Source organism: Burkholderia stagnalis (genome assembly GCF_039848545.1).
GTDB classification, from domain to species: Bacteria; Pseudomonadota; Gammaproteobacteria; order Burkholderiales; family Burkholderiaceae; genus Burkholderia; species Burkholderia stagnalis.
In genome coordinates this window covers 168886-192042 of record NZ_CP156686.1, presented here as the reverse complement: position 1 = coordinate 192042, position 23157 = coordinate 168886, and the positions used below count along the sequence as shown (strand labels likewise).

Annotated in this window: 23 protein-coding genes; 13 read left to right on the top strand and 10 right to left on the bottom strand. The window is 67.2% G+C overall.

The window, feature by feature from the left end; genetic code table 11:
• Positions 1–67: 67 nt before the first annotated feature.
• From tssC to ABFO07_RS17705, 5 genes are all read left to right on the top strand, one after another.
• Positions 68–1615: a type VI secretion system contractile sheath large subunit gene (gene tssC / locus ABFO07_RS17725; RefSeq protein WP_347469348.1), complete on the top strand. Its 1548-nt coding sequence runs from the start codon at positions 68–70 to the stop codon at positions 1613–1615.
• 54 nt (positions 1616–1669) lie between these two features.
• On the top strand, positions 1670–3016 hold the full coding sequence (tssK, locus tag ABFO07_RS17720) for a type VI secretion system baseplate subunit TssK (RefSeq protein ID WP_347469347.1): 1347 nt from the start codon (positions 1670–1672) through the stop codon (positions 3014–3016).
• Positions 3013–3801 carry a DotU/TssL family secretion system protein gene (locus tag ABFO07_RS17715; RefSeq protein ID WP_081068243.1) on the top strand — a complete coding sequence of 263 codons (789 nt, stop codon included), beginning with the start codon at positions 3013–3015 and terminating at the stop codon, positions 3799–3801. Before tssK ends, ABFO07_RS17715 begins: the two co-directional genes overlap by 4 nt.
• Entirely contained in the window at positions 3798–4229 is a 432-nt protein-coding gene (tssE, locus tag ABFO07_RS17710) for a type VI secretion system baseplate subunit TssE (RefSeq protein ID WP_059565869.1), read from the top strand. Before ABFO07_RS17715 ends, tssE begins: the two co-directional genes overlap by 4 nt.
• 102 nt (positions 4230–4331) lie before the next feature.
• Positions 4332–4979, top strand: a complete 648-nt coding sequence (locus ABFO07_RS17705; protein ID WP_059884556.1) for a transglycosylase SLT domain-containing protein — start codon at positions 4332–4334, stop codon at positions 4977–4979.
• Between the two features lie 9 nt (positions 4980–4988).
• Here ABFO07_RS17705 and ABFO07_RS17700 read toward each other — a convergent pair whose 3' ends face one another.
• Together ABFO07_RS17700 and ABFO07_RS17695 are read right to left on the bottom strand one after the other, a co-directional pair.
• Positions 4989–6143: a branched-chain amino acid ABC transporter substrate-binding protein gene (locus ABFO07_RS17700; RefSeq protein ID WP_059801560.1), complete on the bottom strand. Its 1155-nt coding sequence runs from the start codon at positions 6141–6143 to the stop codon at positions 4989–4991.
• 118 nt (positions 6144–6261) lie between these two features.
• On the bottom strand, positions 6262–7491 hold the full coding sequence (locus ABFO07_RS17695; RefSeq protein WP_059992649.1) for an NAD(P)/FAD-dependent oxidoreductase: 1230 nt from the start codon (positions 7489–7491) through the stop codon (positions 6262–6264).
• 231 nt (positions 7492–7722) lie between these two features.
• Here ABFO07_RS17695 and ABFO07_RS17690 point away from each other — a divergent pair, with 231 nt between their 5' ends.
• Positions 7723–9135, top strand: coding sequence for a PLP-dependent aminotransferase family protein (locus tag ABFO07_RS17690; protein ID WP_347469346.1), 1413 nt, complete (start codon positions 7723–7725; stop codon positions 9133–9135).
• A gap of 90 nt (positions 9136–9225) precedes the next feature.
• Here the strand turns inward: ABFO07_RS17690 and ABFO07_RS17685 are convergent, their stop codons facing one another.
• The 6 genes from ABFO07_RS17685 to ABFO07_RS17660 are packed head-to-tail and all read right to left on the bottom strand — an operon-like array spanning position 9226 to position 16266.
• Positions 9226–9666, bottom strand: coding sequence for a dihydroneopterin aldolase (locus tag ABFO07_RS17685; protein WP_059801565.1), 441 nt, complete (start codon positions 9664–9666; stop codon positions 9226–9228).
• Positions 9663–10295 (bottom strand): sarcosine oxidase subunit gamma, encoded by a 633-nt coding sequence (locus ABFO07_RS17680; RefSeq protein WP_059907496.1) that lies wholly within the window; start codon positions 10293–10295, stop codon positions 9663–9665. Before ABFO07_RS17680 ends, ABFO07_RS17685 begins: the two co-directional genes overlap by 4 nt.
• Positions 10285–13296, bottom strand: a complete 3012-nt coding sequence (locus ABFO07_RS17675) for a sarcosine oxidase subunit alpha family protein (RefSeq protein ID WP_059907495.1) — start codon at positions 13294–13296, stop codon at positions 10285–10287. The genes ABFO07_RS17680 and ABFO07_RS17675 overlap by 11 nt, the downstream gene beginning before the upstream one ends.
• Positions 13293–13592 carry a sarcosine oxidase subunit delta gene (locus ABFO07_RS17670; protein ID WP_059565877.1) on the bottom strand — a complete coding sequence of 100 codons (300 nt, stop codon included), beginning with the start codon at positions 13590–13592 and terminating at the stop codon, positions 13293–13295. Before ABFO07_RS17670 ends, ABFO07_RS17675 begins: the two co-directional genes overlap by 4 nt.
• Before the next feature lie 28 nt (positions 13593–13620).
• Positions 13621–14865: a sarcosine oxidase subunit beta family protein gene (locus ABFO07_RS17665; protein ID WP_010089369.1), complete on the bottom strand. Its 1245-nt coding sequence runs from the start codon at positions 14863–14865 to the stop codon at positions 13621–13623.
• Positions 14866–14880: 15 nt separating this feature from the next.
• On the bottom strand, positions 14881–16266 hold the full coding sequence (locus ABFO07_RS17660; protein ID WP_059801571.1) for an L-serine ammonia-lyase: 1386 nt from the start codon (positions 16264–16266) through the stop codon (positions 14881–14883).
• 281 nt (positions 16267–16547) lie between these two features.
• Between ABFO07_RS17660 and ABFO07_RS17655 the strand changes: the two genes are divergently transcribed.
• The 6 genes from ABFO07_RS17655 to ABFO07_RS17630 all read left to right on the top strand — a co-directional run bounded on the left by ABFO07_RS17655 (position 16548) and on the right by ABFO07_RS17630 (position 20652).
• Positions 16548–17606 (top strand): GlxA family transcriptional regulator, encoded by a 1059-nt coding sequence (locus ABFO07_RS17655; protein ID WP_059565879.1) that lies wholly within the window; start codon positions 16548–16550, stop codon positions 17604–17606.
• 343 nt (positions 17607–17949) lie between these two features.
• Positions 17950–18276, top strand: coding sequence for a hypothetical protein (locus ABFO07_RS17650; RefSeq protein ID WP_063895626.1), 327 nt, complete (start codon positions 17950–17952; stop codon positions 18274–18276).
• A gap of 89 nt (positions 18277–18365) precedes the next feature.
• Positions 18366–18737 carry a hypothetical protein gene (locus ABFO07_RS17645; protein WP_059565880.1) on the top strand — a complete coding sequence of 124 codons (372 nt, stop codon included), beginning with the start codon at positions 18366–18368 and terminating at the stop codon, positions 18735–18737.
• A 120-nt stretch (positions 18738–18857) separates the two neighbouring features.
• On the top strand, positions 18858–19025 hold the full coding sequence (locus ABFO07_RS17640) for a hypothetical protein (RefSeq protein WP_230948517.1): 168 nt from the start codon (positions 18858–18860) through the stop codon (positions 19023–19025).
• Between the two features lie 131 nt (positions 19026–19156).
• Positions 19157–19678: a PTS sugar transporter subunit IIA gene (locus tag ABFO07_RS17635; RefSeq protein ID WP_059996015.1), complete on the top strand. Its 522-nt coding sequence runs from the start codon at positions 19157–19159 to the stop codon at positions 19676–19678.
• Positions 19679–19728: 50 nt separating this feature from the next.
• Entirely contained in the window at positions 19729–20652 is a 924-nt protein-coding gene (locus ABFO07_RS17630) for an acetylglutamate kinase (protein WP_060149453.1), read from the top strand.
• A gap of 35 nt (positions 20653–20687) precedes the next feature.
• Here ABFO07_RS17630 and ABFO07_RS17625 read toward each other — a convergent pair whose 3' ends face one another.
• Together ABFO07_RS17625 and ABFO07_RS17620 are read right to left on the bottom strand one after the other, a co-directional pair.
• Entirely contained in the window at positions 20688–20927 is a 240-nt protein-coding gene (locus tag ABFO07_RS17625) for a hypothetical protein (protein WP_060149452.1), read from the bottom strand.
• 119 nt (positions 20928–21046) lie between these two features.
• Entirely contained in the window at positions 21047–22186 is a 1140-nt protein-coding gene (locus tag ABFO07_RS17620) for a patatin-like phospholipase family protein (RefSeq protein ID WP_060149451.1), read from the bottom strand.
• Between the two features lie 246 nt (positions 22187–22432).
• Between ABFO07_RS17620 and ABFO07_RS17615 the strand changes: the two genes are divergently transcribed.
• On the top strand, positions 22433–23137 hold the full coding sequence (locus ABFO07_RS17615; protein WP_059565911.1) for a FadR/GntR family transcriptional regulator: 705 nt from the start codon (positions 22433–22435) through the stop codon (positions 23135–23137).
• Positions 23138–23157 lie beyond the last annotated feature (20 nt).

Here is a 23157-nt window from a genome sequence, read left to right as displayed (position 1 = left end):
ATCGGCCATGCGCCCAACGGACTCATGTACCGGGCGTCGACCGCACGGCATCGAAAAATATTGCGAAATGTCAGAACGCGAAACGAGACCACATCATTCTGCGGGGGAGAGCACGGCGGTCATCACCCCACATGTGAAAGGTGCCTATGAAACACTGTGCGAAAGCATCAACCTGAAGCCAGTCGGGTTTCTGCGGCCTCTTCGCGCCTTCGAGCGTGCGGATAGGCTGCTGGAAGCGCCGCTCGCCGAACGCATGACGCATGCAATCGCCGTGCTCCTCGCCATGATTGACGACGGGTCATGCGAGGTCGACGAGCTCGACAAGAGCCTGCTCGATTTCCATATCGCCCGACTCGATCTCCAGATCGGCGATCAGATCGACGAGATCCTGCACAACGCAGCATTCCAGCAAATCGAGTCGACATGGCGCGGCCTGAAATATCTCGTCGATCACACTGACTTTCGTCGCAACGTGCGCATTGAAGTGCTCGACGTGTCGAAGGAGCAGTTGCGCCAGGATTTCGAGGATGCGCCCGAGATCATTCAAAGCGGCCTCTATCTGCACACATACGCCCACGAATACGACACGCCCGGCGGCGAGCCGATCGGGGCCATCATCTCCAACTACGCTTTCGATCGCAGCGCGCAGGACATTGCACTGCTGCGCGATATTTCGAAGGTGTCGGCGGCGGCACACATGCCGTTCATCGGATCGGTGTCGCCGATGTTCTTCGGCAAGGAATCGATGGAGGAAGTCGTCGGCATCCGCGACATCGGCAACTATTTCGATCGCTCCGAATATCAGAAATGGAAGAGCTTCCGGGAGACCGACGATGCCCGCTACATCGGTCTCACGCTTCCGCGCTTTCTGGCCCGCCTGCCATATGGCCCGAACACCTTTCCCGTGCGCGCATTCAACTACCGGGAGGCGGTCAGCGCGCCCGGCTCGGCGCGTTATCTCTGGGCAAATGCATCGTTCGCGTTCGGCGCGAACATGGTGAAAAGCTTCATCAGGAATGGCTGGTGCGTGCAGATTCGCGGGCCGCAGGCGGGCGGCCTGGTTGAAGACCTGCCCACTCACCTGTATGACCTGGGCACCGGCAACCCGGCGAAAATTCCAACCGAGGCGCTCATTCCGGAGGCGCGCGAATTCGAGTTCGCCAATCTCGGCCTCATTCCATTGTCGTTCTACCGGAACCACGACTTTGCCTGCTTCTTCTCGGCCAACTCGGCACAACGGCCGGCGCAGTACGAGACGAGGGAGGCGGCCGCAAACAGCCGCATCAACGCGCGCCTGCCATATATCTTCCTGCTGTCCCGCATCGCCCACTATCTGAAGCTGATCCAGCGCGAGAACATCGGGACGACGAAAGACAGACGCCTGCTCGAGCTTGAATTGAACGCATGGATCAAATCGCTCGTCACGGAGATGACCGATCCCAGTGACGATCTCCAGACGTCGCACCCGCTGCGAGAAGCGCGCGTGAGCGTAGAGGACATCGAGGACAACCCAGGGTTTTTCCGCGTCAAGCTCTTCATCGTTCCGCACTTCCAGATCGAAGGGATGGATATCAACCTGTCACTGGTCTCGCAAATGCCGAAGGCGAAGAATTGATGCCGCTTGCCGGCACCCGACCCTGAACCCTATTTCCAATACCGAACACTATCGATGAAAATAACGAGACCACTTTGGGCAAAAGGCATTTTCATGACGCCCCAGCACTTCCAGCAACAGGCGTTGTGGGAACGAACATGCGACGAACGTATTGCACGCATTGCCAGCCCCGACCCTTGGGGAGTGCGCCGGGTTGCGTTCGATATTCAGGCGCTGGCCATCGATCGTCTGCAGCTGTCTGCCCTCGATATGCGCCTGCCCGACGGAACCTTGATCGACACCGAGTCGGCCGACTGCCTGCCTCCGGCGCGCGATCTGAACGACGTGCCGGCTCGAACCGAGTCGGTCGTCGTGCTCGTCGGGCTGCCGCTGATCGACCCTCAGGGTGGAAACTGCATTGAAGCGGATGACAAGCCGGCTCGTCCGCGACGCTTCCGGCGGGAATACCTTCAGGTTGCCGACATGAACGGTGACGAAAAAGAGGAAATCAGCGTCGAACGCCATGCGCTGGCGCTGATGTTCGATTTCGAGGAGGCGGGCGACTACGTGACCTGCCCGATCGGAAAATTCGTACGCAGCGCACAGGGACGCTTCGAGATGGACGTCGCCTTCGTACCTCCGTGCCTCGTTCTGTCTGCCAGCGACCAATTGGTCGGCCGCATGAACCGCTTGTCGGAGATCCTTGTCGCCAAAAGCGCCAGCCTCGCGGTTCGTCGTCGCGAGCGCTCCGACCAGATTGCCGACTATGCGGTTGCCGATGTGTCGCTCTTCTGGTTGCTGCACAGCGTGAACAGCGCGTGGCCGGATCTTGCCCGCCTGTGTCAGGCGCCCGGCCAGCATCCCGAACGATTGTACGGCGTGCTGGCGCGCCTGGCCGGATCGCTGTTGACATTCTCGACAGTGGAGACGCTGCAGGCCATTCCGCCTTACGACCACCGCGCCCCCGAACCGGTATTTGCCGAACTGGAATCGCTGATTCGCACGCTCCTCGATACCGTCATTCCTTCGCGCGTCGTGCCGATCGCCCTGGATAAGGTACGAGAAACGGTATGGGCCGGAAAGATCAACGACGAACGGCTCGTCGACGGTGCCGACTACTACCTGTCGGTCCAGTCCGGACTCTCTCCTCATGCGCTGCTCGATCAGCTGCCGCGCTTGTGCAAGGCCGGCGCCCCCGACGAGGTCGAGCAGATCGTCAACTCGGCCTTGCCCGGTATTCCGCTGCGCGCGATGGCACGCCTGCCCGCGGCCATTCCCATTCGCATCGAGAACCAGTACTTTGCCCTCGACAACACTCACCCGGCATTCAAACGAATGCTGGATGCACGCGCATGCCAGTTCTACGTCCCGGCGTCGGTACCGGATGTCTCGCTCGAACTTTATGCGGTGTTGCCGACATGACGCCTGATTCGCGAACCGACACCAAGGTGTTGCTGCCGGTCGCGCTACGCGATACGGCATTGACCGTCGCGAGTCTTCGCTGTGGTCTCGCGCCTCAGTCGTTCGATTCCCTTCGGAAAACATGCAGCCAGCAGATCGCTCGACTGCGCGAGGAAATGATATCGACCGGTCATCCGCACGACGTCGTGGAAGACGCCGTGTATGCCCAGTGCGCATTGCTCGATGAATCAGCACTTCGCAACTTGACGGGGGACGACCGCGACGCCTGGGAGCGCGAACCTTTGCAGATCGGTGAATTCCAGCGGCATGACGCCGGCGACGAAGTGATTTCGCGTATCGAGCGTCGTCTCGCCGAGCCCCGGCCCGTACTGCCATTGCTGGCAATCTTCCGTGCCGTACTGAGTCTTGGATTCACCGGCAAGCTCGCGCTGAGTGGCCAGGATGCTCACGCAATGCTCTTGCGAACGATCGACGAGCGCCTCGGCGGCAGCCTCGGCGCGTCCGGTCCCATCATTGTCAAATCCGATGCCACGCACCGCCACCGTCGTCTCTCCGCGCCCATCTGGCTCGTGCTCTCCGTCGTCGCGACAGGCGCCCTGTACCTTGCGCTCGATGGATGGCTGAGCGGTTCGATCGCCAGGATCGCGCAGCACCGCTCGTTTCAAGCGACGCCGCAGTATAGGTTCGGCGACTCGGTTCGGAACGATGGCGGCTTGAACGTTGAGCGCGATATTGCAAGTGTCGCGGCGGTCGAATTCGACGCTGCTGTGGAGGTGAGGGCATGACGCGCGGGCCAGGCCTCTTCGAAGCGATAACGGGACATTTCGCAAACGGTTCGCGAATCGATGATTTCGACGCCGCGACACAAACCTTTCTCTCGGTGCAAGACAACATTCAGCGCATCCTGAACAGTCGACGCAACGGCCTCGCGCACCTGCCGGATTACGGACTGGACGATCTGTCGGAAATCTACCGGCACCTGCCGTCGTCCGCACACAAGCTCAGGCATGCGATCGAAGCAACGATACTCAAGTATGAGCCGCGCGTGAAGGCCATCGACATCCAGGTCAGTGAGACGGAACCTGGCATGCTGCTGAGTTTCACGATGAGTTGCCATTTGCATCAGGAAGGGCTGGTGCGCTTCGGCACGCATTTCACGCCCGACGGCCGGACTCGGCTTCGGATTCTGAAGGCCAATCTCGATCGGGACTGATTCCGACGGCTGTTACATGTACCTTTCAATTCAGTCTTGATTCCAGCCGGCTGTGACGAATGGTGGATATACTGTGCGCCTCCCAATTCCCTCCCCCGGACCATGCGACGGTTTCCCTGGCTGACCGTGTTGTTGCTTTGCACCGCGAATCAAGCGTCGGCGCAGCAAGCGCCCGCACCGCTTGCGCCCGCATCGATCGCGGTGGCCGCCTCCGCGGCATCGGCCGCGTCCGCGCCGCAGGCCGACACCCAGCCGAACGAGGAAAACCGCCGCATCACCGCCTACCTGACGAAGAAATTCGGCGTCGCGAAAGAGAAGGCCGCCAAACTCGCCGACATCGTGAGCGCTAATGCAACGAAATATTCGCTGCCGCCGGCACTGGTTTACGCGATCATCTCGATCGAATCGCGCTTCCAGGAAAAGGCGCGCGGCGCGGGCGGCGCAACCGGGCTGATGCAGGTGGTGCCCAGCGCGCACCGCGGGCTGCTGCGGAACGTGAAGGACCTCACCGAGCCGACCGCCAACGTCAACGCCGGCTCGGCGATCCTGTCCGGCTACGTGAAGGCCGCCGGCGGCGACGTGGGCGCCGCGCTGAAGAGCTACGGCGGCTCGCACGCGTATGCGGCGAAAGTGATGCAGCGGGTCGAGTCGTTCCGCTTCGTGCTCGACCCGCGCGACGATGCAAACGCGGGCATGATGCCGGTCAGCGTGCCGGCGTCCGACCTCCCGAAGACGCCGAACACGCACTGACGCCCCCCGTCACCCGTTCGACGCGCCGCCGACCGTGCGGATGCTGCGCCACTGCCCCTGCTCGACCCGGAACAGCGTATAAGGCGGCTTGATCAGGTCGCCGCGTTCGTCGAACGAGATCTTCCCCGTCACGCCCGTGACCGACACCTTCGGCATGCTCTGCACGACCTTGCCGCGATCGGCCGAATCGGCATTGTGGATCGCCGCGATCATCGCGAGCGCCGCGTCGTACGCAAACGGCGCATACAGTTCGACATCCTGGTTGAAGCGCGCCTTGTAGCGCTGCGCGAACGCCTGCGCGGCCGGCAGCTTGTCGAGCGCGGGGCCCGGCTCGAGATCCTGCGTGCCTTCGCCGGAGCTGCCGGCGATCTTCAGGAATGCGTTGCTTTTCAGCGCGCCCGCGCCGAACAGCTGCGCGCGGATGCCGAGCGAGCGCATCTGCTTGACCAGCATCGCGCCCTGCTCGTCGAGCCCGCCGAAGAACAGCAGGTCGATGTTGTTGCTCTTCAGCGTCGTCAGGATGCCGCGGAAATCGACCGCCTTGTCGTTCGTGTATTCGCGGCTGACGACCGTGCCGTGCGCCTCCTTCACGCCCTTCTCGAACGCATCCGCGAGCCCCTGGCCGAATGCGGTGCGATCGTCGATGATGCCGATCCGCTTCGCCTTCAGCTGCTCGACCGCGAAACGCCCCGCGACCACGCCGCCGATCCCGTCGTGCCCCATCGTGCGGAACACGTTCTTGAAGCCCTGCATCGTGAGCTGCGGATTGGTCGACCCGGGCGTGATCATCGTCACGTTCGCCTGCCGGTACACGGCCGACGCCGGAATGCTGCAGCCCGAGTTGTAATGCCCGATCACGCCCACCACGCCGTCGTCGACGAGCTTCTGCGCGACCTGGATCGCGGTGCGCGGATCGGCCTGATCGTCCTGCACGTCGAGCACGTAGCGCACCGGCTTGCCGCCGATCGTCGGGTGCTTCGCGTTCTCCTCGTCGAGCGCGAGCTGCGCGCCGTATTGCAGATCCTTGCCGACGCGGGCGACCGGCCCCGTCAGCGGGCCGGCGAAGCCGATCTTCACGGTTTCCACGTCCGCCCCCTGCGCGGACGTGACGGCCGTGCCGATCGAGCAGACCGCCAGCCATACCAGCCAGTTACGACGATTCATGATGCCTCCTTGCTGCGGTTGAAGTCGCGGTTCGTGTCTACCGTTCCGGCCGCTTCGATACGCGACGACTCGAAGCCGTATCCGGGGTCGCGCGCCGTCCGATCGCGGCGCGTCAAAGTCAAAAACGCGTGGCCCGATAGCCGGCCAGGTCGAGCGGCGGCGCGCGCATCGCAACCAGGTCCGCCACGATCCGGCCGGTGATGCCCGCCAGCGTCACGCCGAGATGCTGGTGGCCGAACGCGTAGATCACGCGTTCGCTGCGCCGCGCGCGGCCGAGCACCGGCACGCCGTCCGGCAGCGTCGGGCGAAAGCCGAGCCAGCTGCGCACGGGCGCACCGAGCGCCGGCAGCGCCTCGCGCGCCGAGCGCGTCAGCAGGTCGACGAGCGCGCGGTTCTCACCGGCATCGAGGCCGCCGAGCTCGACCGTGCCGGCCGCGCGCAGCCCTTCGTCGAGCGGCGTCATGTAGAAGCCGCGCTCGGCCCAGCCGACCGGCCGCGACACGACGTGCTCGCGCTGCGCGAACTGCACGTGGTAACCGCGCTCCGTATCGAGCGGCACGCGATCGCCGCACGCGGCCGCGAACGCGCGCGAGCGTGCGCCCGCCGCAATCACGACGTGGTCGAAGGTGCGCGTCGCGCCGTCGGCGATCAGCGTCACGCCGTCGGCGGCCGGCTCGATCCGCTCGACGTGCGCGCGTTCGAGCGCCGCGCCGCCCGTGGCCAGATGGTCGAACAGCGCGCCGAGAAAGCCGTGCGGATCGGAAAAATGCCAGCTGCCGTCGAACAGCACGCCGTGCGAGAAGATCGGCGCGAGCGCGGGCTCAAGGCGGCGGATGCCGGCCGCGTCGAGCGTCTCGAACGCGACGCCGAACCGGCGGCGCAGCGCGAGCGACGGCTGCGCGGCCTCGAACGACGCCTGCCGCGCGTACAGGTACAGGCACTCGCGCGGCCGCACGAACGCCGCAAGCCGCGGCGTGCCGAGCAACGGCGCGTAGCCTTCGGCGGCGCGCGACAGCAGCGCGGCCAGCGCCTGCACGCTGCGCAGGTGCCGGGCCGGCGTCGACGCGACCAGGAACCTCGCCAGCCAGGGCGCGCCGCGCAGCAGGTACGGCCAGCGGATGCGCAGCGGGCTGTCGGCGGCGAACAGGTAGTGCGGGATGTCGCGGAACACCGACGGGCTGTTCACCGGCACGCAGCCGTACGGCGCGAACGTCGCGGCGTTGCCGAACGACGCGCCGTGCCCGACGCCCGCCGGGTCGAACAGCGTCACGCGGTGCCCGTCGCGCTGCAGCCAGGCGGCCGCGCCGAGCCCGATGAAACCTGCCCCCACGATGGCGACGTTCGCCATGATGCATCCCCTCCGGCGCACTGCACTCACACAAAGATGGAATCAAGAATCACACAAGAATTTTTTGTGTGCAATCAAAATGAGATTGTGTGGCGTCGGTGTTTACCCGCTTTCAACTGACTGATTCAGCGGGATTTTGCGGGACTGTTTGACGCACGGGGCGGCTCATATACAATCGCGAGGCAGGGCAAAACGACAGACAAACGCTTTTTGTGTGGCGACAGGCGACAAATGGCATCAGACAAACTTTCCGACGCGCGCGACAGCGGCGCGCCGGCGCAGGCGAAGCGCCCGACCTACGTCGAGGTGTCGAGCTCGATCGAGACGGAAATCCGCAACGGCACGTACCCGCCGGGCAGCCGCCTGCCGCCGCAGCGCCAGCTCGCGACCGAGCTCGGCATCAACGTGTCGACCGTGTCGCGGGCGTACAAGGAGCTGCAGCTGCGCGGCCTCGTGATCGGCAGCAAGCGCCGCGGGTCGCTCGTCACCGGCGGCGCGATGCCGAGCATCGAGCCGGCGCGCGCGTCGCTCGCGGCCGGCGACGGCGTGGTCGACCTGACCGTGAACCGGCCGGCCACCGGCGATTTCCTCGCGAGCCTCGCGCAGACGCTCGGCACGCTGCCGAACGACCCGCGCTTCGCGACGCTGCAGGAATACCAGCCGCCGCAGGGGCCCGACTGGGCGCGCGCGGCCGGCGCGCAATGGCTCGCCGCGCCGGGCTTCGCGCCGTCGCGCGACCAGGTGGTCGTGACGAGCGGCGCACAGCATGGCCTGTATGCGGTGCTGAACAGCCTGATCGGCACCGACGGCGTGATCGTCGCGGATCGCCTCACCTATTACGGCCTCAAGGCGCTCGCGCCGGTGTTCCAGTTCGAGATCGTCAGCGCGCCGGCCGACGACGACGGCCTGTTGCCCGACGAGATCGAGCGGATCTGCCAGCGCATGCCCGTGAAGGCGATCTTCGTCGTGCCGAACCTGCAGAATCCGACCGTGACGACGATGAGCCTCGCGCGGCGCATGGCGCTCGTCGACGTCGCGCGGCGCCATCACGTGACGATCATCGAGGACGACGTGTACGGCCCGCTCGTGCGCGACCGGCTGCCGACGATCGCGGGGCTGTGCCCGGAGCTGACGTTCCATATCGGCGCGACGTCGAAGATCCTCGCGCCGGGGCTGCGGCTCGGCTACCTGTGCTGCCCGAAGGACAGCGTCGCGCTGTGTGCGGAAGCGGTGCGCACGACCGCGTGGATGCCCGCGCCGATGTCGATGCTGATCGCGACCGCCTGGATCGAGAACGGCACCGCCGGGCGGATCATGAATGCGCAACTGGCGGAAATCCGCGCGCGGGTGGATCTCGCGCGGGAGCTGCTGCCGGCCGGGCAGCTGAAATCCGACCCGGCGTGCATGTTCGTGTGGCTGCGGCTGCCGCCGCCGTGGCGCGCGGATGACTTCGCGGCGAATGCGAAGGCGCGCGGCGTGGTGGTGATGCCGTCGTCGACGTTCGCGGTCGATCGCGCGGAGCTCGAGCACGGCGTGCGCATCAACCTCGCGTGCGCGTCGACGCGCGACGAGCTCGTCAACGGGCTGCGGATTCTGGCGGGGACGTTGAAGGATCGGCCGCGGGCGTTGTTCGGGTCGATTTGAGGGGGTGGAAGCAACGGCACTTCTGTCGTGAGCGCGACAGGTTGCGCTCGACATGCGAGCGATTCCATCCGGCGCGCAATCAGCCCGCCGTCACCCCCTCCCCACCTCCCCCGTCCACCGCAGGTAATCCCCCCGCGTCCAGTCGAGCCCCACCCCGACGCGCTTCGTCCCCGGCCGGATCTTCGGCTTGTGGACCGACAGCGTCAGCGTCTCCAGCGCCGGCCATTCGCGAAACGACATCACCGCGAGATCGGCCACCAGCGTTTCGAGCAGCCGCGTATGCGGCTTGTGCGCGAGAAACGCGGCCACCCGCGCGCAATACCCGTCATAGTCGATCCACTCGCCCGCCTCGTTCGGCTCGCAGCGATACCCGAGCTGCGCATCGATCACGATCGGCTGCGGCGCCTCGTGCTCGTGCGCATGGATGCCGATCCGCGCGGGCACCATCAGTTCGTCGACGAACACGCTCCAGCCGCGCCCCCTGACGCGCGGCACGTCGATCGACACGAACGGTTCGTCGGCCGGCTTCATGACGCGAGCGGCGCGGCGGCGTCGAGCATGATGCGCACGAAATAGTCGGCGAAGCTGCGGCGCACGACGATCTCGAACGTGTCGTCGCCGGTCGGCACCAGCACGACACCCGCCTTGAAGTAATGCGTCTGCGCGCACTGGCCCGGCTTGAACAGCCGCGGATGCAGGTCGAGCGGGCAGCCGCGCGCCAGCACGTCGCGCACGCGCTCGCCGCTGATCTCCACGACCGTGTAGCCGCTGCCGATGTCGACCGCCGCCGCATACGTGCCCTGCACGGCCTCGGCGAGCTGCGCCTCGAGCACGCCGGCCTGCACCGCGCCGTTCGAGCGCACGAGCCACTCGTCGGGGCCGAGCCACAGCACGTCGTACTCCGCGCTGCGCGCGACCGTGTTCGGCGCGGCCGGCGGCCGGCAGCCCACCACGCGCTCGAACGCGGCGACGAACGCGGGGTCGCTCAACTCGCCGCGCACGTTGACGAGATCGAGGAACGGCCGCTCGCGGAACGTGAACTTCTGCGACGCGCGCGCCTGCTGCGTCTTCAGCAGGTCGGCCGCGCCGACGAACGGCGATTCGAGGCGCACGCCGCCCGTGCCCGCCACCTGCGCCTGGTCTCTGGTTTCATTCCACATGCTGACGCACCCCTTCGGTATCGTAGAAAACCGGGCTCGAGATCTTCGCGGTGATGCGCTTGCCGTTGGCCAGCGGAATCACGACGCTCTCGCCCATCTTGTTCAGGCCGCCCTTCACCACCGCCAGCGCGATCGAGCGCTGCAGGATCGGGCTGTAGTAGCTCGACGTCACGTGGCCGAGCATCGGCGTCGGCTCGGTGGCCGACACCTGCGTGTCCTTCGCGATGATCTGCGCGCCTTCCGGCAGCACCGTCTGCGCGTCGTCGGTCAGCAGGCCGACGAACTGCTTGCGGCCCTCCTTCGCGGTATCCGAGCGCGTGAGCGAACGCTTGCCAAGGAAGTCCTTCGACTTCGCGACGAGCCCGCCCATCCCCAAGTCGTACGGCGTGACCGAACCGTCGGTGTCCTGGCCGACGATGATGTAGCCCTTCTCCGCGCGCAGCACGTGCATCGTCTCGGTGCCGTACGGCGTGATGTCGAACTCGGCGCCCGCGGCCATCAGCGCTTCCCACACCGCGCGGCCCGCGTTCGCCGGCACGTTCACTTCGTAGGCCAGTTCGCCCGAGAAGCTGATCCGCATCACGCGCGCCTTCGCGCCGGCCACCGTGCCGTTGCGGTAGCTCATGAACGGGAACGCCTCGTTGCCGAAGTCGATGTCCTGGCACACCTTCTGCACGACCTTGCGGCTCTTCGGGCCGACGACCGCGAAGGTCGCCCAGTGGTCCGTCACCGACGACAGCCGCACCTTCATGTCCGGCCATTCCGTCTGCAGCCAGCGCTCCAGCCACGTCAGCACGCGCGCCGCGCCGCCCGTCGTGGTGGTCATCATGAAGTGCTGGTCGGCGAGGCGCACCGTCACGCCGTCGTCGAACACCATGCCGTTCTCGTCGAGCATCAGCCCGTAGCGGCACTTGCCCACCTCGAGCTTGTTCCACGGGTTCGTGTACATCCAGTTCAGCAGCTTCACCGCGTCCGGACCCTGGATGTCGATCTTGCCGAGCGTCGACGCGTCGAGGATGCCGACGCTGTTGCGCACCGCGAGGCATTCGCGCTTCACGGCCGCATGCAGATCCTCGCCGTTCTTCGGGAAATACCACGGCCGCTTCCAGTTGCCGACGTCCTCGAACATCGCGCCGTGCTCGACGTGCCATTCGTGCACGCAGGTCTTGCGGATCGGGTCGAGGAAATCGCCGAGCTCGCGGCCCGCGAACGTGCCGAACGTCACCGGCGTGTAGTTCGGGCGGAACGTCGTGGTGCCGGTTTCCGGAATCGACTTGCCGAGCGCCTGCGCGAGGATCGCCATCCCGTTGATGTTGCCGAGCTTGCCCTGGTCGGTGCCGAAGCCCATCGCCGTGTAGCGCTTCACGTGCTCGACCGACTCGAAGCCTTCGCGCGCGGCGAGCAGGATGTCGGCGGCCGACACGTCGTTCTGGAAGTCGACGAACTGCTTCGGCCCGCGCGCGGCGGCCTCGCGGCTGCCGACGAGCCACAACGGCTGCAGCGCGCCTTCCGCGGCTTCCGCGACCTTCGGTGCGACCGGGCGCTGTGCGGCGCTCAGGCCGGCCGCCTTGGCCGCTTCCGCGCCCGCGTCCACCGCGAGCCGCAGCGCGCGCGCCAGGCCGAACTCGCCCGCCGCCCCGCCGACGCTCGCCTCGGGCTGCACGGCCTTGCCGGGCAGGAAGCAGGCCTTCTCGTCGCTCCAGCACGCCTTGCCGCCCGACTGCGCGAACAGGTGCAGCACCGGGCTGAAGCCGCCCGACATCGCGACGAGGTCGCACGGCAGCGTCTTCAGCTTGCCGCCCGTCTGGCCGTTCGAGTAGGACGCGACGTCGACCGACGATACGCGCCACTTGCCCGACGCAGCCGTCACGACCGCGCCGCTCATCACCGTCACGCCCTGGCGCTTCGCCGCCGCCGGCAGCGCGCCGTTCGACGATGCGCGCGAATCGACGATCGTCACCTTCGCGCCGCATGCCTTCAGGTCGAGCGCCGCCTGGTAGCCGCGGTCGTTGTTCGTGAACACTACCGCGTCGCGGCCCGGCAGCACGCCGAAGCGATGGATGTACGCCGACACCGCGCCGGCCAGCATCACGCCCGGCAGGTCGTTGTTGCCGAACACGATCGGCCGCTCGTGCGCGCCGGTCGCGAGGATCACGCGCTTCGCGCGGACCTTCCACAGCAGCTCGCGGGTGCCCTTGCGCATCGACACCGGCAGGTGGTCGGTCAGGCGCTGCGTGACCGTCACGAGGTTGTGGTCCTGGTAGCCGAACGCGGTGCTGCGCGTGAGGATCGTCACGTCGGGCAGCTTGCGCAGCTCGGCCTCGATCTTCTCGACCCATTGCACCGCGGGCTTGCCGTCGATCTCCGCGCGGCACGACAGCAGGCTGCCGCCGAGCTCGCGCTGGTCGTCGACGAGGATCACGCGCGCGCCGGCCGTCGCCGCCGCATGCGCGGCCGCGAGCCCCGACGGGCCACCGCCGACGACAAGCACGTCGCAATGCGCGTAGCACTTGTCGTAGCGATCGGCGTCGAGCGTGTCCGGCGCCTTGCCGAGGCCGGCCGCTTCACGGATCTTCTCTTCATACTTCGGCCACATGTTGCGCGGCCACATGAAGGTCTTGTAATAGAACCCGGCGGGCAGGAAGCGCGACAGCTTCTGGTTGATCGCGTACTTGTCGTTCTCGAGCGACGGTTCCGCGTTCACGCTGGTCGCGACGAGGCCCTGGTACAGCTCGATCTCGGTCGAGCGCGCGTTCGGCACGCTGTACGGGCCCGACTCGAGCTGCACGACCGCGTTCGGTTCCTCGACGCCTGCGGCGACGATGCCGCGCGGGCGGTGGTACTTGAAGCTGCGCGCGACGAAGTGCACGCCGTTCGCGAGCAGCGCGGACGCGAGCGTGTCGCCCTGGAAGCCCTGGTAGGTGCGGCCGTTGAACGTGAAGGTCAGCGGAATCGCGCGATTGATGCGGCCACCGGTGCCGAGACGGTCTTTCTGGCTCATTTGCTGGTGCCCTCTTCGTGTGCGTTGCCGGCGGCTGCGCCGCCGAATTTTTCATAGCTCTTGATGTCGTAGGTCACCGTATCGCGCGTGGCCTTGAACCAGCGGCGGCAACCCTGCGTATGCAGCCATTGCTCCTTGTGCAGCCCGCGCTTGTTCTCGCGCATGAACACGTACTCGCCCCATTCGCGGTCGGTCATGTTCTCGTTGTTGACGGGGCGCACGATGTCGGCTTCGCCTCCGCACGAGAACTCGGATTCGGCGCGCGGCCCGCACCACGGACATTCGATCAGCAACATGGTTTGTTCTCCTCGTGGTGGGTGGGGTTCAGTGCGCGACGGCGGCAGCGCCGTGCTCGTCGATCAGGTGGCCCGTGTAGAAGCGGTCGAGCGCGAACGGCGCGTTCAGCGGATGCGGCTCGTCGCGCGCGATCGTGTGCGCGAACACCCAGCCCGAGCCCGGCGTGGCCTTGAAGCCGCCCGTGCCCCAGCCGCAGTTGAAATACAGGCCCTTCACGTCGGTCTTGCTGATGATCGGGCACGCGTCCGGCGACACGTCGACGATGCCGCCCCACTGGCGGTTCATCCGTACGCGCGAGAACACCGGGAACATCTCGACGATCGCCTGCAGCGTGCCTTCGATGATGTGGAAGCTGCCGCGCTGGCCGAAGCCCGTGTACTGGTCGATGCCCGCGCCGATCACGAGGTCGCCCTTGTCGGACTGGCTGATGTACGCGTGCACCGCGTTCGACATGATCACCGAGTTGACCACCGGCTTGATCGGCTCCGACACCAGCGCCTGCAGCGGATGGCTCTCGATCGGCAGGCGCACGCCGGCCATGTCGGCGAGCGTCGTCGTGTTGCCGGCCGCGACCACCGCGACCTTCTTCGCCTTGATGAAGCCCTTCACCGTGTCGACGCCCACCACCGCGCCGCCTTCGCGGCGAATGCCCGTCACCTGGCAGTTCTGGATGATGTCGACGCCCGCGCGGTCCGCGCCGCGCGCGAAGCCCCAGGCCACCGCGTCGTGGCGCGCGACGCCCGCGCGCCGCTGGATCGACGCGCCGAGCACCGGGTAGCGGCTGTTCAGGTTGATGGTCGGCTCGATTTCCTTGATCTGCGCGGGCGTCAGGAACTCGGCATCGACGCCGTTCAGCCGGTTCGCGTTCACGCGGCGCTCGGTGTCGCGCACGTCCTGCAGCGTATGCGCGAGGTTCATCACGCCGCGCTGGCTGAACATCACGTTGTAGTTCAGGTCCTGCGACAGCCCTTCCCACAGCTTCATCGCCTTCTCGTACAGCGCGGCCGATTCGTCCCACAGGTAGTTCGAGCGGACGATCGTCGTGTTGCGCGCGGTGTTGCCGCCGCCGATCCAGCCCTTCTCGAGGATCGCGACATTGGTGATGCCGTGCTCCTTCGCGAGGTAGTACGCGGTCGCGAGGCCGTGCCCGCCGCCGCCGACGATCACGACGTCGTATTCCTTCTTCGGCTCCGGGCTCTTCCACTGCTTTTCCCAGTTCTCGTGATACGACAGGCCGTTGCGAAACAGGCTGAATATCGAGTAGCGGCTCATGTTAGTGATCCTTCGTTAGCATTCGATGACGTTCACGGCGAGGCCGCCGCGCGACGTTTCCTTGTATTTCGTCTTCATGTCGGCGCCCGTCTCGCGCATCGTCTTGATGACCGAATCGAGCGACACGTAGTGCTGGCCGTTGCCCTTCAGCGCCATGCGCGACGCGTTCAGCGCCTTGATCGCGCCCATCGCGTTGCGCTCGATGCACGGGATCTGCACGAGGCCGCCCACCGGGTCGCAGGTCATGCCGAGGTTGTGCTCCATGCCGATCTCGGCGGCGTTCTCGACCTGGTCGGGCGTGCCGCCCATCACGGCGGCGAGCGCGGCCGCGGCCATCGAGCACGCGACGCCCACCTCGCCCTGGCAGCCCACTTCCGCGCCGGAGATCGACGCGGTTTCCTTGTAGATGATCCCGATGGCGGCGGCCGTCAGCAGGAATTCGACGATGCCGTTCTCGTTCGAACCCGGCACGAACTTCACGTAGTAGTGCAGCACCGCGGGAATCACGCCGGCCGCGCCGTTGGTCGGCGCGGTGACGACGCGGCCGCCCGCCGCGTTCTCCTCGTTGACGGCCATCGCGTACAGGTTGACCCAGTCGAGCATCGACAGCGGGTCGCGCAGCGATTCCTCCGAACGCGCGCGCAGGCGGGCGTTCAGCTCGGCCGCGCGGCGCTTCACGCGCATCGGGCCCGGCAGGTCGCCTTCGACCTTGCAGCCGCGCTCGACGCACGCAGCCATCGTGCGCCAGATCGCGAGCAGGCCCGCGCGCACTTCGTCCTCGGGGCGCAGCGCGCATTCGTTGCGCAGCATCAACTCGGCGATCGACAGGCCGCTCGCACGGCACTGGCGCATCAGGTCGTCGCCGGTGCGGAACGGATACGGCACCTCGGCCGCCGCGCGCACGCCGTTCACGCGATCGCCGTCGCGGTTCACGACGAAGCCGCCGCCGATCGAGTAATACTCCTTCTCCACCAGCAGCTGGCCGTGCTCGTCGAACGCCTGGAAGCGCATGCCGTTCGGATGCACGATGCCGGTGCCGCTCATCAGCTTGCGATAGAAGCCGATGTGCTCCTTCTCGTCGAAGCGGATCGCCTGCTTGCCGAGCAGCGACAGCGACTTGGCCGCGCGGATCTCGGCGAGACGCGGCTCGATCAGGTCGGGGTCGATCGAATCGGGCAGGTGCCCTTCGAGGCCGAGCAGCACCGCCTTGTCGGTGCCGTGGCCCTTGCCGGTCGCGCCGAGCGAGCCGTACAGCTCGACCCGCACGCGGCGCACGAAACCGAGCAGGTTCGCATCCTCGACGTGCGACGCGAAGCGGCACGCGGCGATCATCGGGCCGACCGTATGCGAGCTGGACGGGCCGATGCCGATCTTGAACAGGTCGAAGACGCTGACGTTCATCTGGCTTCCTCTGGGTGGACACACGTGAAGTGACATTGGACGCCAGTACACCAAAGCGTAAAATTGGCCGATAGAACAAAAACGGCATCGGCGTGGGATGCCGCCGCCAAGCGGCCCGCCGCTCGGCCGGAAAGTGCGTTTTGACGATGGTTCGCGACGGAAAAACGCAAGTCCGCGCGCGGGCGATCGGCGACGCTGGGGCATCCGCGCCGCCCGTGCCGACCTTGTAATCAGAGAGTGAGACCTGCCCGCCCTGGCGAGCCGTGACGAGATTTGCCGCAATGACACCCGACGTACCCGCCTCCCCCGTTGCCGACCCGGCCCCGAAACGCATCCGCTTCGGCATCGTGCTGTTGCCGAACTTCACGCTGACGGCGTTCTCCGGTTTCGTCGACATGCTCCGGCTGTCCGCCGACGACGGCGACTACAGCAAGCCCGTGCGCTGCGCCTGGAGCGTGATCGGGGAAACCCTCGCCCCGGTGCGCGCGAGCTGCGGGATCCAGATCACGCCGTGGGAAACCTTCGACGACGCCGAACCGTTCGACTACGTGGTGGTGGTCGGCGGGCTGCTGCATTCGGGGCCGCAGGCGGGGCCGGAGACGCTCGCGTTCGTCCGCCGCGCGGCGGCCGACGGCGCGACCGTCGTCGGCATCTGCACCGGCGTGTTCACGCTGATGCGCGCGGGCGTGCTCGACGGGCACCGCACCTGCGTGAGCTGGTTCCACTACTGGGATTTCATCGAGCGCTTCCCGGCGGCCGACCCCGAACTGCTGATTGCCGACCGGCTGTTCGTGATCGACCGGCGGCGGATCACCTGTTCGGGCGGGCGCGCGTCGATCGACGTGGCCGCCGCGATCCTGCTGCGCCACTTCGACCACGCGACCGTGCAGAAGGCGCTGCGCATCCTGCTGGTCGGCGAGATGCAGAAGGGCAACGCGCCGCAGCCGCACCCGCCGGGCCTCGAGCCCGCGACGCACCCGAAGGTGAAGCGCGCGATCCTGCTGATGGAACAGCACGTCGGCCGCGCGCTGCCGCTCGAGGAGCTCGCGTGCAAGCTCGACCTGTCGGCGCGGCAGCTGGAACGGCTGTTCAAGGCCGAAACCGGCAAGAGCCCGCAGGCGTTCGCGAAGCAGGTGCGGCTGCGCACCGCCGCATGGCTGCTGACGAGCTCGGATCGCACCGTCGCCGATATCGCGTCGAGCTGCGGGTTCGCCGACGCGTCGCATCTCGGGCGCGAGTTCCGCAAGCAGTTCGGCGTGCCGCCGGCGGCCTATCGCGAACGCGGCGGGGAAGCGGCGGCCGCTGCGCCGGACGATGTCGCCGAGGAAGAAGTGGAGTGAGCCGTGCGCCGCGTCAGGCTTCGCTCACCTTTACGACCTTTTTACTTGCGGCCGCTCCGCCGTTCACTAGAATGTCATCGCAATCCAACCGAGAGCACGTGACATGACCATCCGATGTCCCCGCCCACCAAGTCGTTTCGCTGCCTGACAGGCAGGACGTCTGCGCCTCTCTTTCTTGAGCCACCGTCTTGCCGCCCAGGCGAGCGGTGCGCGTCGTAGTTCCATCCCCGTGCACCTTTTCACACAACCCGGCTACCGCGCGTGACGCGACCCGGGCGGCACCGTGCTGTTCGGCCGGCTGCGCGAGCGCGTGCGGCCGTGCCCGATGCAATAAGGATGACAGATGAAAAACCGAACCGTGGTGTGCGCGCCGTCGGCAACGCCGAGACTGAGCGCGCATGAAATCGCGGCGCTGATGCTGCTCGACCAGGCGCCCGTCGCGGCCGAATCCGGCACGCTCGACCTCACCGCGCTGCGCGAGGCCGGGCTGGCCGAATTGATCGAGTCGAAAGCGGGCGGCCCCGAATTTTCCATTACGCGTACCGGCCAGGCCGTGCTGCGGATCCTGAGCGCGTGGCGCAGCCCGGACGACGAGGCCCCACCGGTTCGCCGCAGCCTGCGGCGGCGAACGGCGGACGCGTCGAGCGCGGGCTTGCACCGCCCCGGCTGATCACGTGCGCTTTCACGACGCGTGGCGCAGGCCAATTGATTCGCATCCCTTATCGAGCACATTGTGTTCGGCAACCCAGGAGCATCGTCATGTTCGACATCAACAAGAACTACACCCGTGAATTCATCCACACCGTGTGTGGCGGCAGCAAGCAGGCGTTTCTCCCGACGAAGAACGGCCGGGTGGTGGCCGCGTGCCTGCGCACGGACCTCAACCCGCACGCGCCCGACGTGATCATCTGCGACGGCAGCGCGTCCGCGCGCGCCGCCGGCCGCACGCTCGCCATGCAGGGCGACGCGATTCCGGTGTTCCTCAAGATGGAGACGGACGCGTTTCGCTTCGTCGGCCGGTTCGTGGTCAGCGCATCCCTCACCGCGCCGCTCGACTACGCGCCCTATGTGCGCAACAGCGGGCTGACGATCGGCCAGGTCTCGCGCGTGCTCAAGATGGAACGTTGCTGACGCGCTGCCGGGGCGCCGCGACCCGCGGCGCCCCATCCATCGTCGCCACTCTCACCTAGGGAACCCATCATGCTTGGCTTGACGTTCTGGAAATCCGCGCTCGGCGCACGAGCCGGCGCAATGCATGAAGACACTTCGGGCACACGCCACCGCCGTCCGCCAAAGCCGAAACTCCTGCTCGTCGCGAGCGCCGCGGTGGCGTTCGCGGTCATCGCGAGCGGCGCGCCGGATGTCGGCATCGCGATCTATCTGCTGGCGATGCTGCTGTTCATGCTGCGCGCTTCGTGACCGCTCGTGATCACACACCGGCGGCACATCGATACGCAATTTTTATGTCCGGCCGCCCTGTATCTGACACCGTCTTTACAGGGTTTTGTCTAGGATTCCTCTGTCACCAGCCCGGTCACGGAGAGATCCGCATGCAATCACACAGTCCCGCCGACGGCGGCCAACCCGGCGTGCCTCACCGATACGACGGGATGCCCGCCGTCACCCGGCTGGCCCGCGCGTGCCCGCCGGAGAACATCCTGCTCGATGCGCCGGTCGAGAGCCCGAACCAGTTGTTCGAGTACGCGGCGCTGCATCTGCAGCGCCGCTACGGGCTGGCCGCCGAGCGGATCCGCACCGAGCTGATGAAGCGCGAGCAGCTCGGCTCGACCGGCCTCGGCCAGGGCGTCGCGCTGCCGCATGCGCGCGTCGGCGGTGTCGGCGCGGCCGTCGGCCTGTTCGTGCGCGCGCTGTACCCGTTCGGCTTCGATGCGCCGGACGGCAAGCCCGTCGGCGAGTTCCTGCTGCTGGTGATGCCCGAGGAAGACGACCGGGAGCACCTCGAACTGCTGGCCGACGCCGCGCGGTTCCTCGGCAAGCGTCAGTTCAGGCTGGCCGCGCGCGCCGCGCAGACACCCGACGAGATCGCCGCGCTGATGCAGGGCACGCGCTGATGCGCGGCGCGGCAACCCGCGGCCACCCCGTCCATTCACCGACCTTTCCCATGTTCCCAGACCCTGAAAGCAAAGCCGTCCCGTCGCAGCAGGTGGCCAGGCTGGCCCGCTCGCTGCCGTTCATGCAGGCGCTGCACGGGCAGACCGTCGTCATCGTCCATGGCGGCTCCGCCGTGCATGCGCCCCGCGCCCGCATGTCGTTCGCGCAGGACGTCGCGCTGCTGGCGCTGACCGGCGTTCGCCCCGTCGTCGTGCACGGCGGGCTGCCGGCGTTCCGCAAGACCGCGCCGCCCGATCCGGGCGACGCACGCGCCGTGCAGGCCGCACGCGCGATGATGGCCGACGTCAACCACGAGCTGGTGCGCCTGATCGGCAGTCATGGCGTAAAGGCGCTCGGTATCAGCGGCCAGGACGGCGGCCTGATAACCGCCGGCGCCGAGTCGGACCACGCGAACCTGAGCCCGGTCACGCAGTTCGACGCGGCCGCGTTCGACGCATTTCGGGAGCATGGGCTCGTGCCGGTGGTGATGCCCGTCGCGCCGGACGACGGCGGCCGGGATCGCTTGCTGGACCCCGAGCGGCTCGGCAGCCTGATTGCGCAGCGAACCGGCGCCGTGACGCTGGTGATGATGGTCGAGCGCGCGGTGCTGGGCGAACTGGACGCGCTGGCCGGGCTATACGGGATGACGGAGCTCGAGCAGTGGCTGGCCGAGCACCCGTGCGCCGCCGCTTCGCGCTATGTGCGCGAAGCGCTCGATGCGCTCGCGCAGGGCGTGCAGAACGTCCATCTGGCCGATGTCGCGCAGCCCGAGTCGCTGATCGGCGAGCTGCTGACCGAGGAAGGATCGGGCGTGGTGTTCTGCCATCGCGGGAACGCGGATCTGCTGTCGGAAACCCAACGCTACTTCGCCGACTCGGCGTGCATCCTGCGCGACGGCTTCAACGTCGAACGCAAGACGGTCGTGCGGTTCTGATGGGGCGACGCGCGCGGCCCCCGGGCCGCCGCGCGTTACTTCGCCCGCTTTCCCGTCACGACGAATTCCTCGGCCGCCTTGCCCTGGATCGCGGCCATCATCGCGAGCGCATGCTCGCTGCCCGGCGCGCTGGAGACGACGCCGGTCGCGTCCTTCGCCTTCGCGCCCGGCGGGTAGAACACGAACGACGTGCCCGATGGCGCATCGGGCTCGGCACGCAGACGCTTGTTCAGGATCTTCAGGTACTTTTTCTTCGAGACGTGCTTCGTCGCCATGGCGACCTCCTGAGCGGATGTCATGAAGGCCAGCATACCAGCATTGACCGGCCGCCCGTCACGGTCGCACCGTCCGCCGCTGCGATCAGCGGGGCGCCGCCGCTCGCGGCTGAAGGGCGTCAGGCATGCCCTTCGCCGCCCGCGGGTTCGTCCGCGCTGTAGACGGTCATCCCGTCGATCGGATCCATCGGCATGTCCCACGGGCGCGCGGCGATCGCCTGCCGCGCCGCCTCGTAGCCCGCCTGCCGGCGCGCCGCGATGCCGGCCGGCGTGAAGTCGATGTCCTTGAACTGGTTGTCACCGTCGAGCCGGGGCGCGGCGAGCTTGATCACGCGCATGGTGGTCTGGCATCCCCAGGCCGCCAGCGCCCGCACCTCGGCCGTCGCGCGCTCGGCCTCGGGCACGTGCGCGACCAGTTCGCGGATCACGTGGCGCAGCCGGTGGATCTGCTGCTGACGCGCGATATGGCTGTCGGTCCGGCTCGCGTACTGGATGTCCTTCTGCCGCTCCGATACCTGCAGGATGGTTTGCGGCTCGGGGCCGACCGGATTCCACATCTGCACCGAGAAGATGATCGAACTCCTGCGCGGCCTGTCGTCCAGCACCACCTCGACCGGCGTATTGGAATACACGCCGCCGTCCCAGTACGGCTGGCCGCCGATTCTCACGGCCGGGAAAGCGGGCGGCAGCGCGGCCGAGCTCATGATGTGCTCGACGGCGAGCGGCTGGTCGCGCGTGTCGAAATAGCGCATCGCGCCGGTGCACGCGTTCACCGCGCCGACGGTCAGGCGCGGCTGGCCGGCGTTCAGCATCTCGACGTCGATCAGCGTGCTCAGCGTGTCGCGCAGCGGCGCGATCAGGTAGTACGACGCGCGCTCGGCGCCCAGCCGAGCCATCGGCCCGAGCCACGACGCCGGGTTCGGCTCGAAGAACCCGGCGATGCCGCCGCCGATGATCATCAGCTCGGCGAACAGCCGGCTCCAGCCCGGCAGCACGGCGGGCACGCGCAGCCGGGAGCGCTCGGTCACCCGGCTCCAGAACTCCGCGACCCGCTGCAAGCGATGCTCCGGCCGGTTCCCGGCGATCAGCGCCGCATTGATCGCGCCGATGGACGTGCCGACCACCCAGTCGGGCTGGATGCCGGCCTCGTCCATCGCCTGGTAGACGCCGAGCTGGAACGCGCCCAGCGCGCCGCCGCCCTGCAACACGAGAACGACTTGCCCCGGCAATTCCGTTCGGGCTGGCTGGCTCACGGTCATGACGTGCCTCGCTGGGTGCGGCGTTGGATCGGACCCGGACAGGTCGATCCAGTCCAGTTTAGGCGATCGGTGCAGCGTCGCGCCCCCGTGCACCGGCCCCACATGATCGCGTGAAGTTGCTGCGATTTGGAACCGGTTCCAATCAAATTCGCCGAAGATGTCCCGGCCGAGCGAGGGTTATTCCGGATGCGCCCTTTCTCCCAAAAATTTGTATGATGACCACATCACCTTACAAACATGAACACCATGTTCGAGAAAATTCCCGCTCGCGCGATGAGCGATCACGTCGCGCAGCAGCTGCTCAAGCAGATCGAAGTCGGCAGTTTCGCGGCCACCGGCAAGCTGCCGACCGAGGCCGTGCTCGCGCAGGAATTCGGCGTGAGCCGCACCGTGATCCGCGAGGCGATCTCGCGCCTGAAGAACGAGGGCGTGGTCGAGCCGCGCCAGGGCAGCGGCGTCTACGTGAACCAGCACGGCGCGATCCGGCCGCTGCGCATCGACTACGCGGAAGCGGTCGAGGCGAGCTCGCTGCCGCACCTGCTCGCGGTGCGCCGCGCGATCGAGGCGGAAGTCGCCGCCGAAGCCGCGCTGCATCGCACGGATGACGACATGGACGACATCGACGATGCGCTGCGCAAGATCGACGACGCGGTGGCCGAAGGGCGCGACGGCGTCGCGGAGGACGTCGCGTTCCACCGCACGATCGCGGCCGTCACCGGCAATCCGTATTTCCTGAAGACGCTGCAGTTCCTGAACCAGTACCTCGAAGCGGGCGTGAAGGTCACGCGCGGCAACGAGGCGACGCGCGAGGATTTCTCGCGGCAGGTTCGCGAAGAGCATGCGGCGATCGCCGACGCGATTCGCGCGCGCGACCCGATGGCGGCCCGCAACGCCGCGCGCACGCACATGTACAACGCCGCCCGCCGTCTCGCGGAAGCCGGCATCTGCTGAACGCGGCAGCGCTGCGTTCG

What these genes read in the sequence shown, in the direction of transcription:
- ABFO07_RS17635 (WP_059996015.1), top strand. Translation starts at nt 19,157, where the DNA reads ATGCAATCACACAGTCCCGCCGACGGCGGCCAACCCGGCGTGCCTCAC.
- tssE (WP_059565869.1), top strand. Translation starts at nt 3,798, where the DNA reads ATGACGCGCGGGCCAGGCCTCTTCGAAGCGATAACGGGACATTTCGCA.
- ABFO07_RS17670 (WP_059565877.1), bottom strand. Translation starts at nt 13,592, where the DNA reads ATGTTGCTGATCGAATGTCCGTGGTGCGGGCCGCGCGCCGAATCCGAG.
- ABFO07_RS17665 (WP_010089369.1), bottom strand. Translation starts at nt 14,865, where the DNA reads ATGAGCCGCTACTCGATATTCAGCCTGTTTCGCAACGGCCTGTCGTAT.
- ABFO07_RS17675 (WP_059907495.1), bottom strand. Translation starts at nt 13,296, where the DNA reads ATGAGCCAGAAAGACCGTCTCGGCACCGGTGGCCGCATCAATCGCGCG.
- ABFO07_RS17695 (WP_059992649.1), bottom strand. Translation starts at nt 7,491, where the DNA reads ATGGCGAACGTCGCCATCGTGGGGGCAGGTTTCATCGGGCTCGGCGCG.
- ABFO07_RS17705 (WP_059884556.1), top strand. Translation starts at nt 4,332, where the DNA reads ATGCGACGGTTTCCCTGGCTGACCGTGTTGTTGCTTTGCACCGCGAAT.
- ABFO07_RS17650 (WP_063895626.1), top strand. Translation starts at nt 17,950, where the DNA reads ATGAAAAACCGAACCGTGGTGTGCGCGCCGTCGGCAACGCCGAGACTG.
- ABFO07_RS17620 (WP_060149451.1), bottom strand. Translation starts at nt 22,186, where the DNA reads ATGACCGTGAGCCAGCCAGCCCGAACGGAATTGCCGGGGCAAGTCGTT.
- ABFO07_RS17655 (WP_059565879.1), top strand. Translation starts at nt 16,548, where the DNA reads ATGACACCCGACGTACCCGCCTCCCCCGTTGCCGACCCGGCCCCGAAA.
- ABFO07_RS17660 (WP_059801571.1), bottom strand. Translation starts at nt 16,266, where the DNA reads ATGAACGTCAGCGTCTTCGACCTGTTCAAGATCGGCATCGGCCCGTCC.
- ABFO07_RS17700 (WP_059801560.1), bottom strand. Translation starts at nt 6,143, where the DNA reads ATGAATCGTCGTAACTGGCTGGTATGGCTGGCGGTCTGCTCGATCGGC.
- ABFO07_RS17625 (WP_060149452.1), bottom strand. Translation starts at nt 20,927, where the DNA reads ATGGCGACGAAGCACGTCTCGAAGAAAAAGTACCTGAAGATCCTGAAC.
- ABFO07_RS17645 (WP_059565880.1), top strand. Translation starts at nt 18,366, where the DNA reads ATGTTCGACATCAACAAGAACTACACCCGTGAATTCATCCACACCGTG.
- ABFO07_RS17685 (WP_059801565.1), bottom strand. Translation starts at nt 9,666, where the DNA reads ATGAAGCCGGCCGACGAACCGTTCGTGTCGATCGACGTGCCGCGCGTC.
- ABFO07_RS17690 (WP_347469346.1), top strand. Translation starts at nt 7,723, where the DNA reads ATGGCATCAGACAAACTTTCCGACGCGCGCGACAGCGGCGCGCCGGCG.
- tssC (WP_347469348.1), top strand. Translation starts at nt 68, where the DNA reads ATGTCAGAACGCGAAACGAGACCACATCATTCTGCGGGGGAGAGCACG.
- ABFO07_RS17630 (WP_060149453.1), top strand. Translation starts at nt 19,729, where the DNA reads ATGTTCCCAGACCCTGAAAGCAAAGCCGTCCCGTCGCAGCAGGTGGCC.
- ABFO07_RS17640 (WP_230948517.1), top strand. Translation starts at nt 18,858, where the DNA reads ATGCATGAAGACACTTCGGGCACACGCCACCGCCGTCCGCCAAAGCCG.
- ABFO07_RS17615 (WP_059565911.1), top strand. Translation starts at nt 22,433, where the DNA reads ATGTTCGAGAAAATTCCCGCTCGCGCGATGAGCGATCACGTCGCGCAG.
- tssK (WP_347469347.1), top strand. Translation starts at nt 1,670, where the DNA reads ATGAAAATAACGAGACCACTTTGGGCAAAAGGCATTTTCATGACGCCC.
- ABFO07_RS17680 (WP_059907496.1), bottom strand. Translation starts at nt 10,295, where the DNA reads ATGTGGAATGAAACCAGAGACCAGGCGCAGGTGGCGGGCACGGGCGGC.
- ABFO07_RS17715 (WP_081068243.1), top strand. Translation starts at nt 3,013, where the DNA reads ATGACGCCTGATTCGCGAACCGACACCAAGGTGTTGCTGCCGGTCGCG.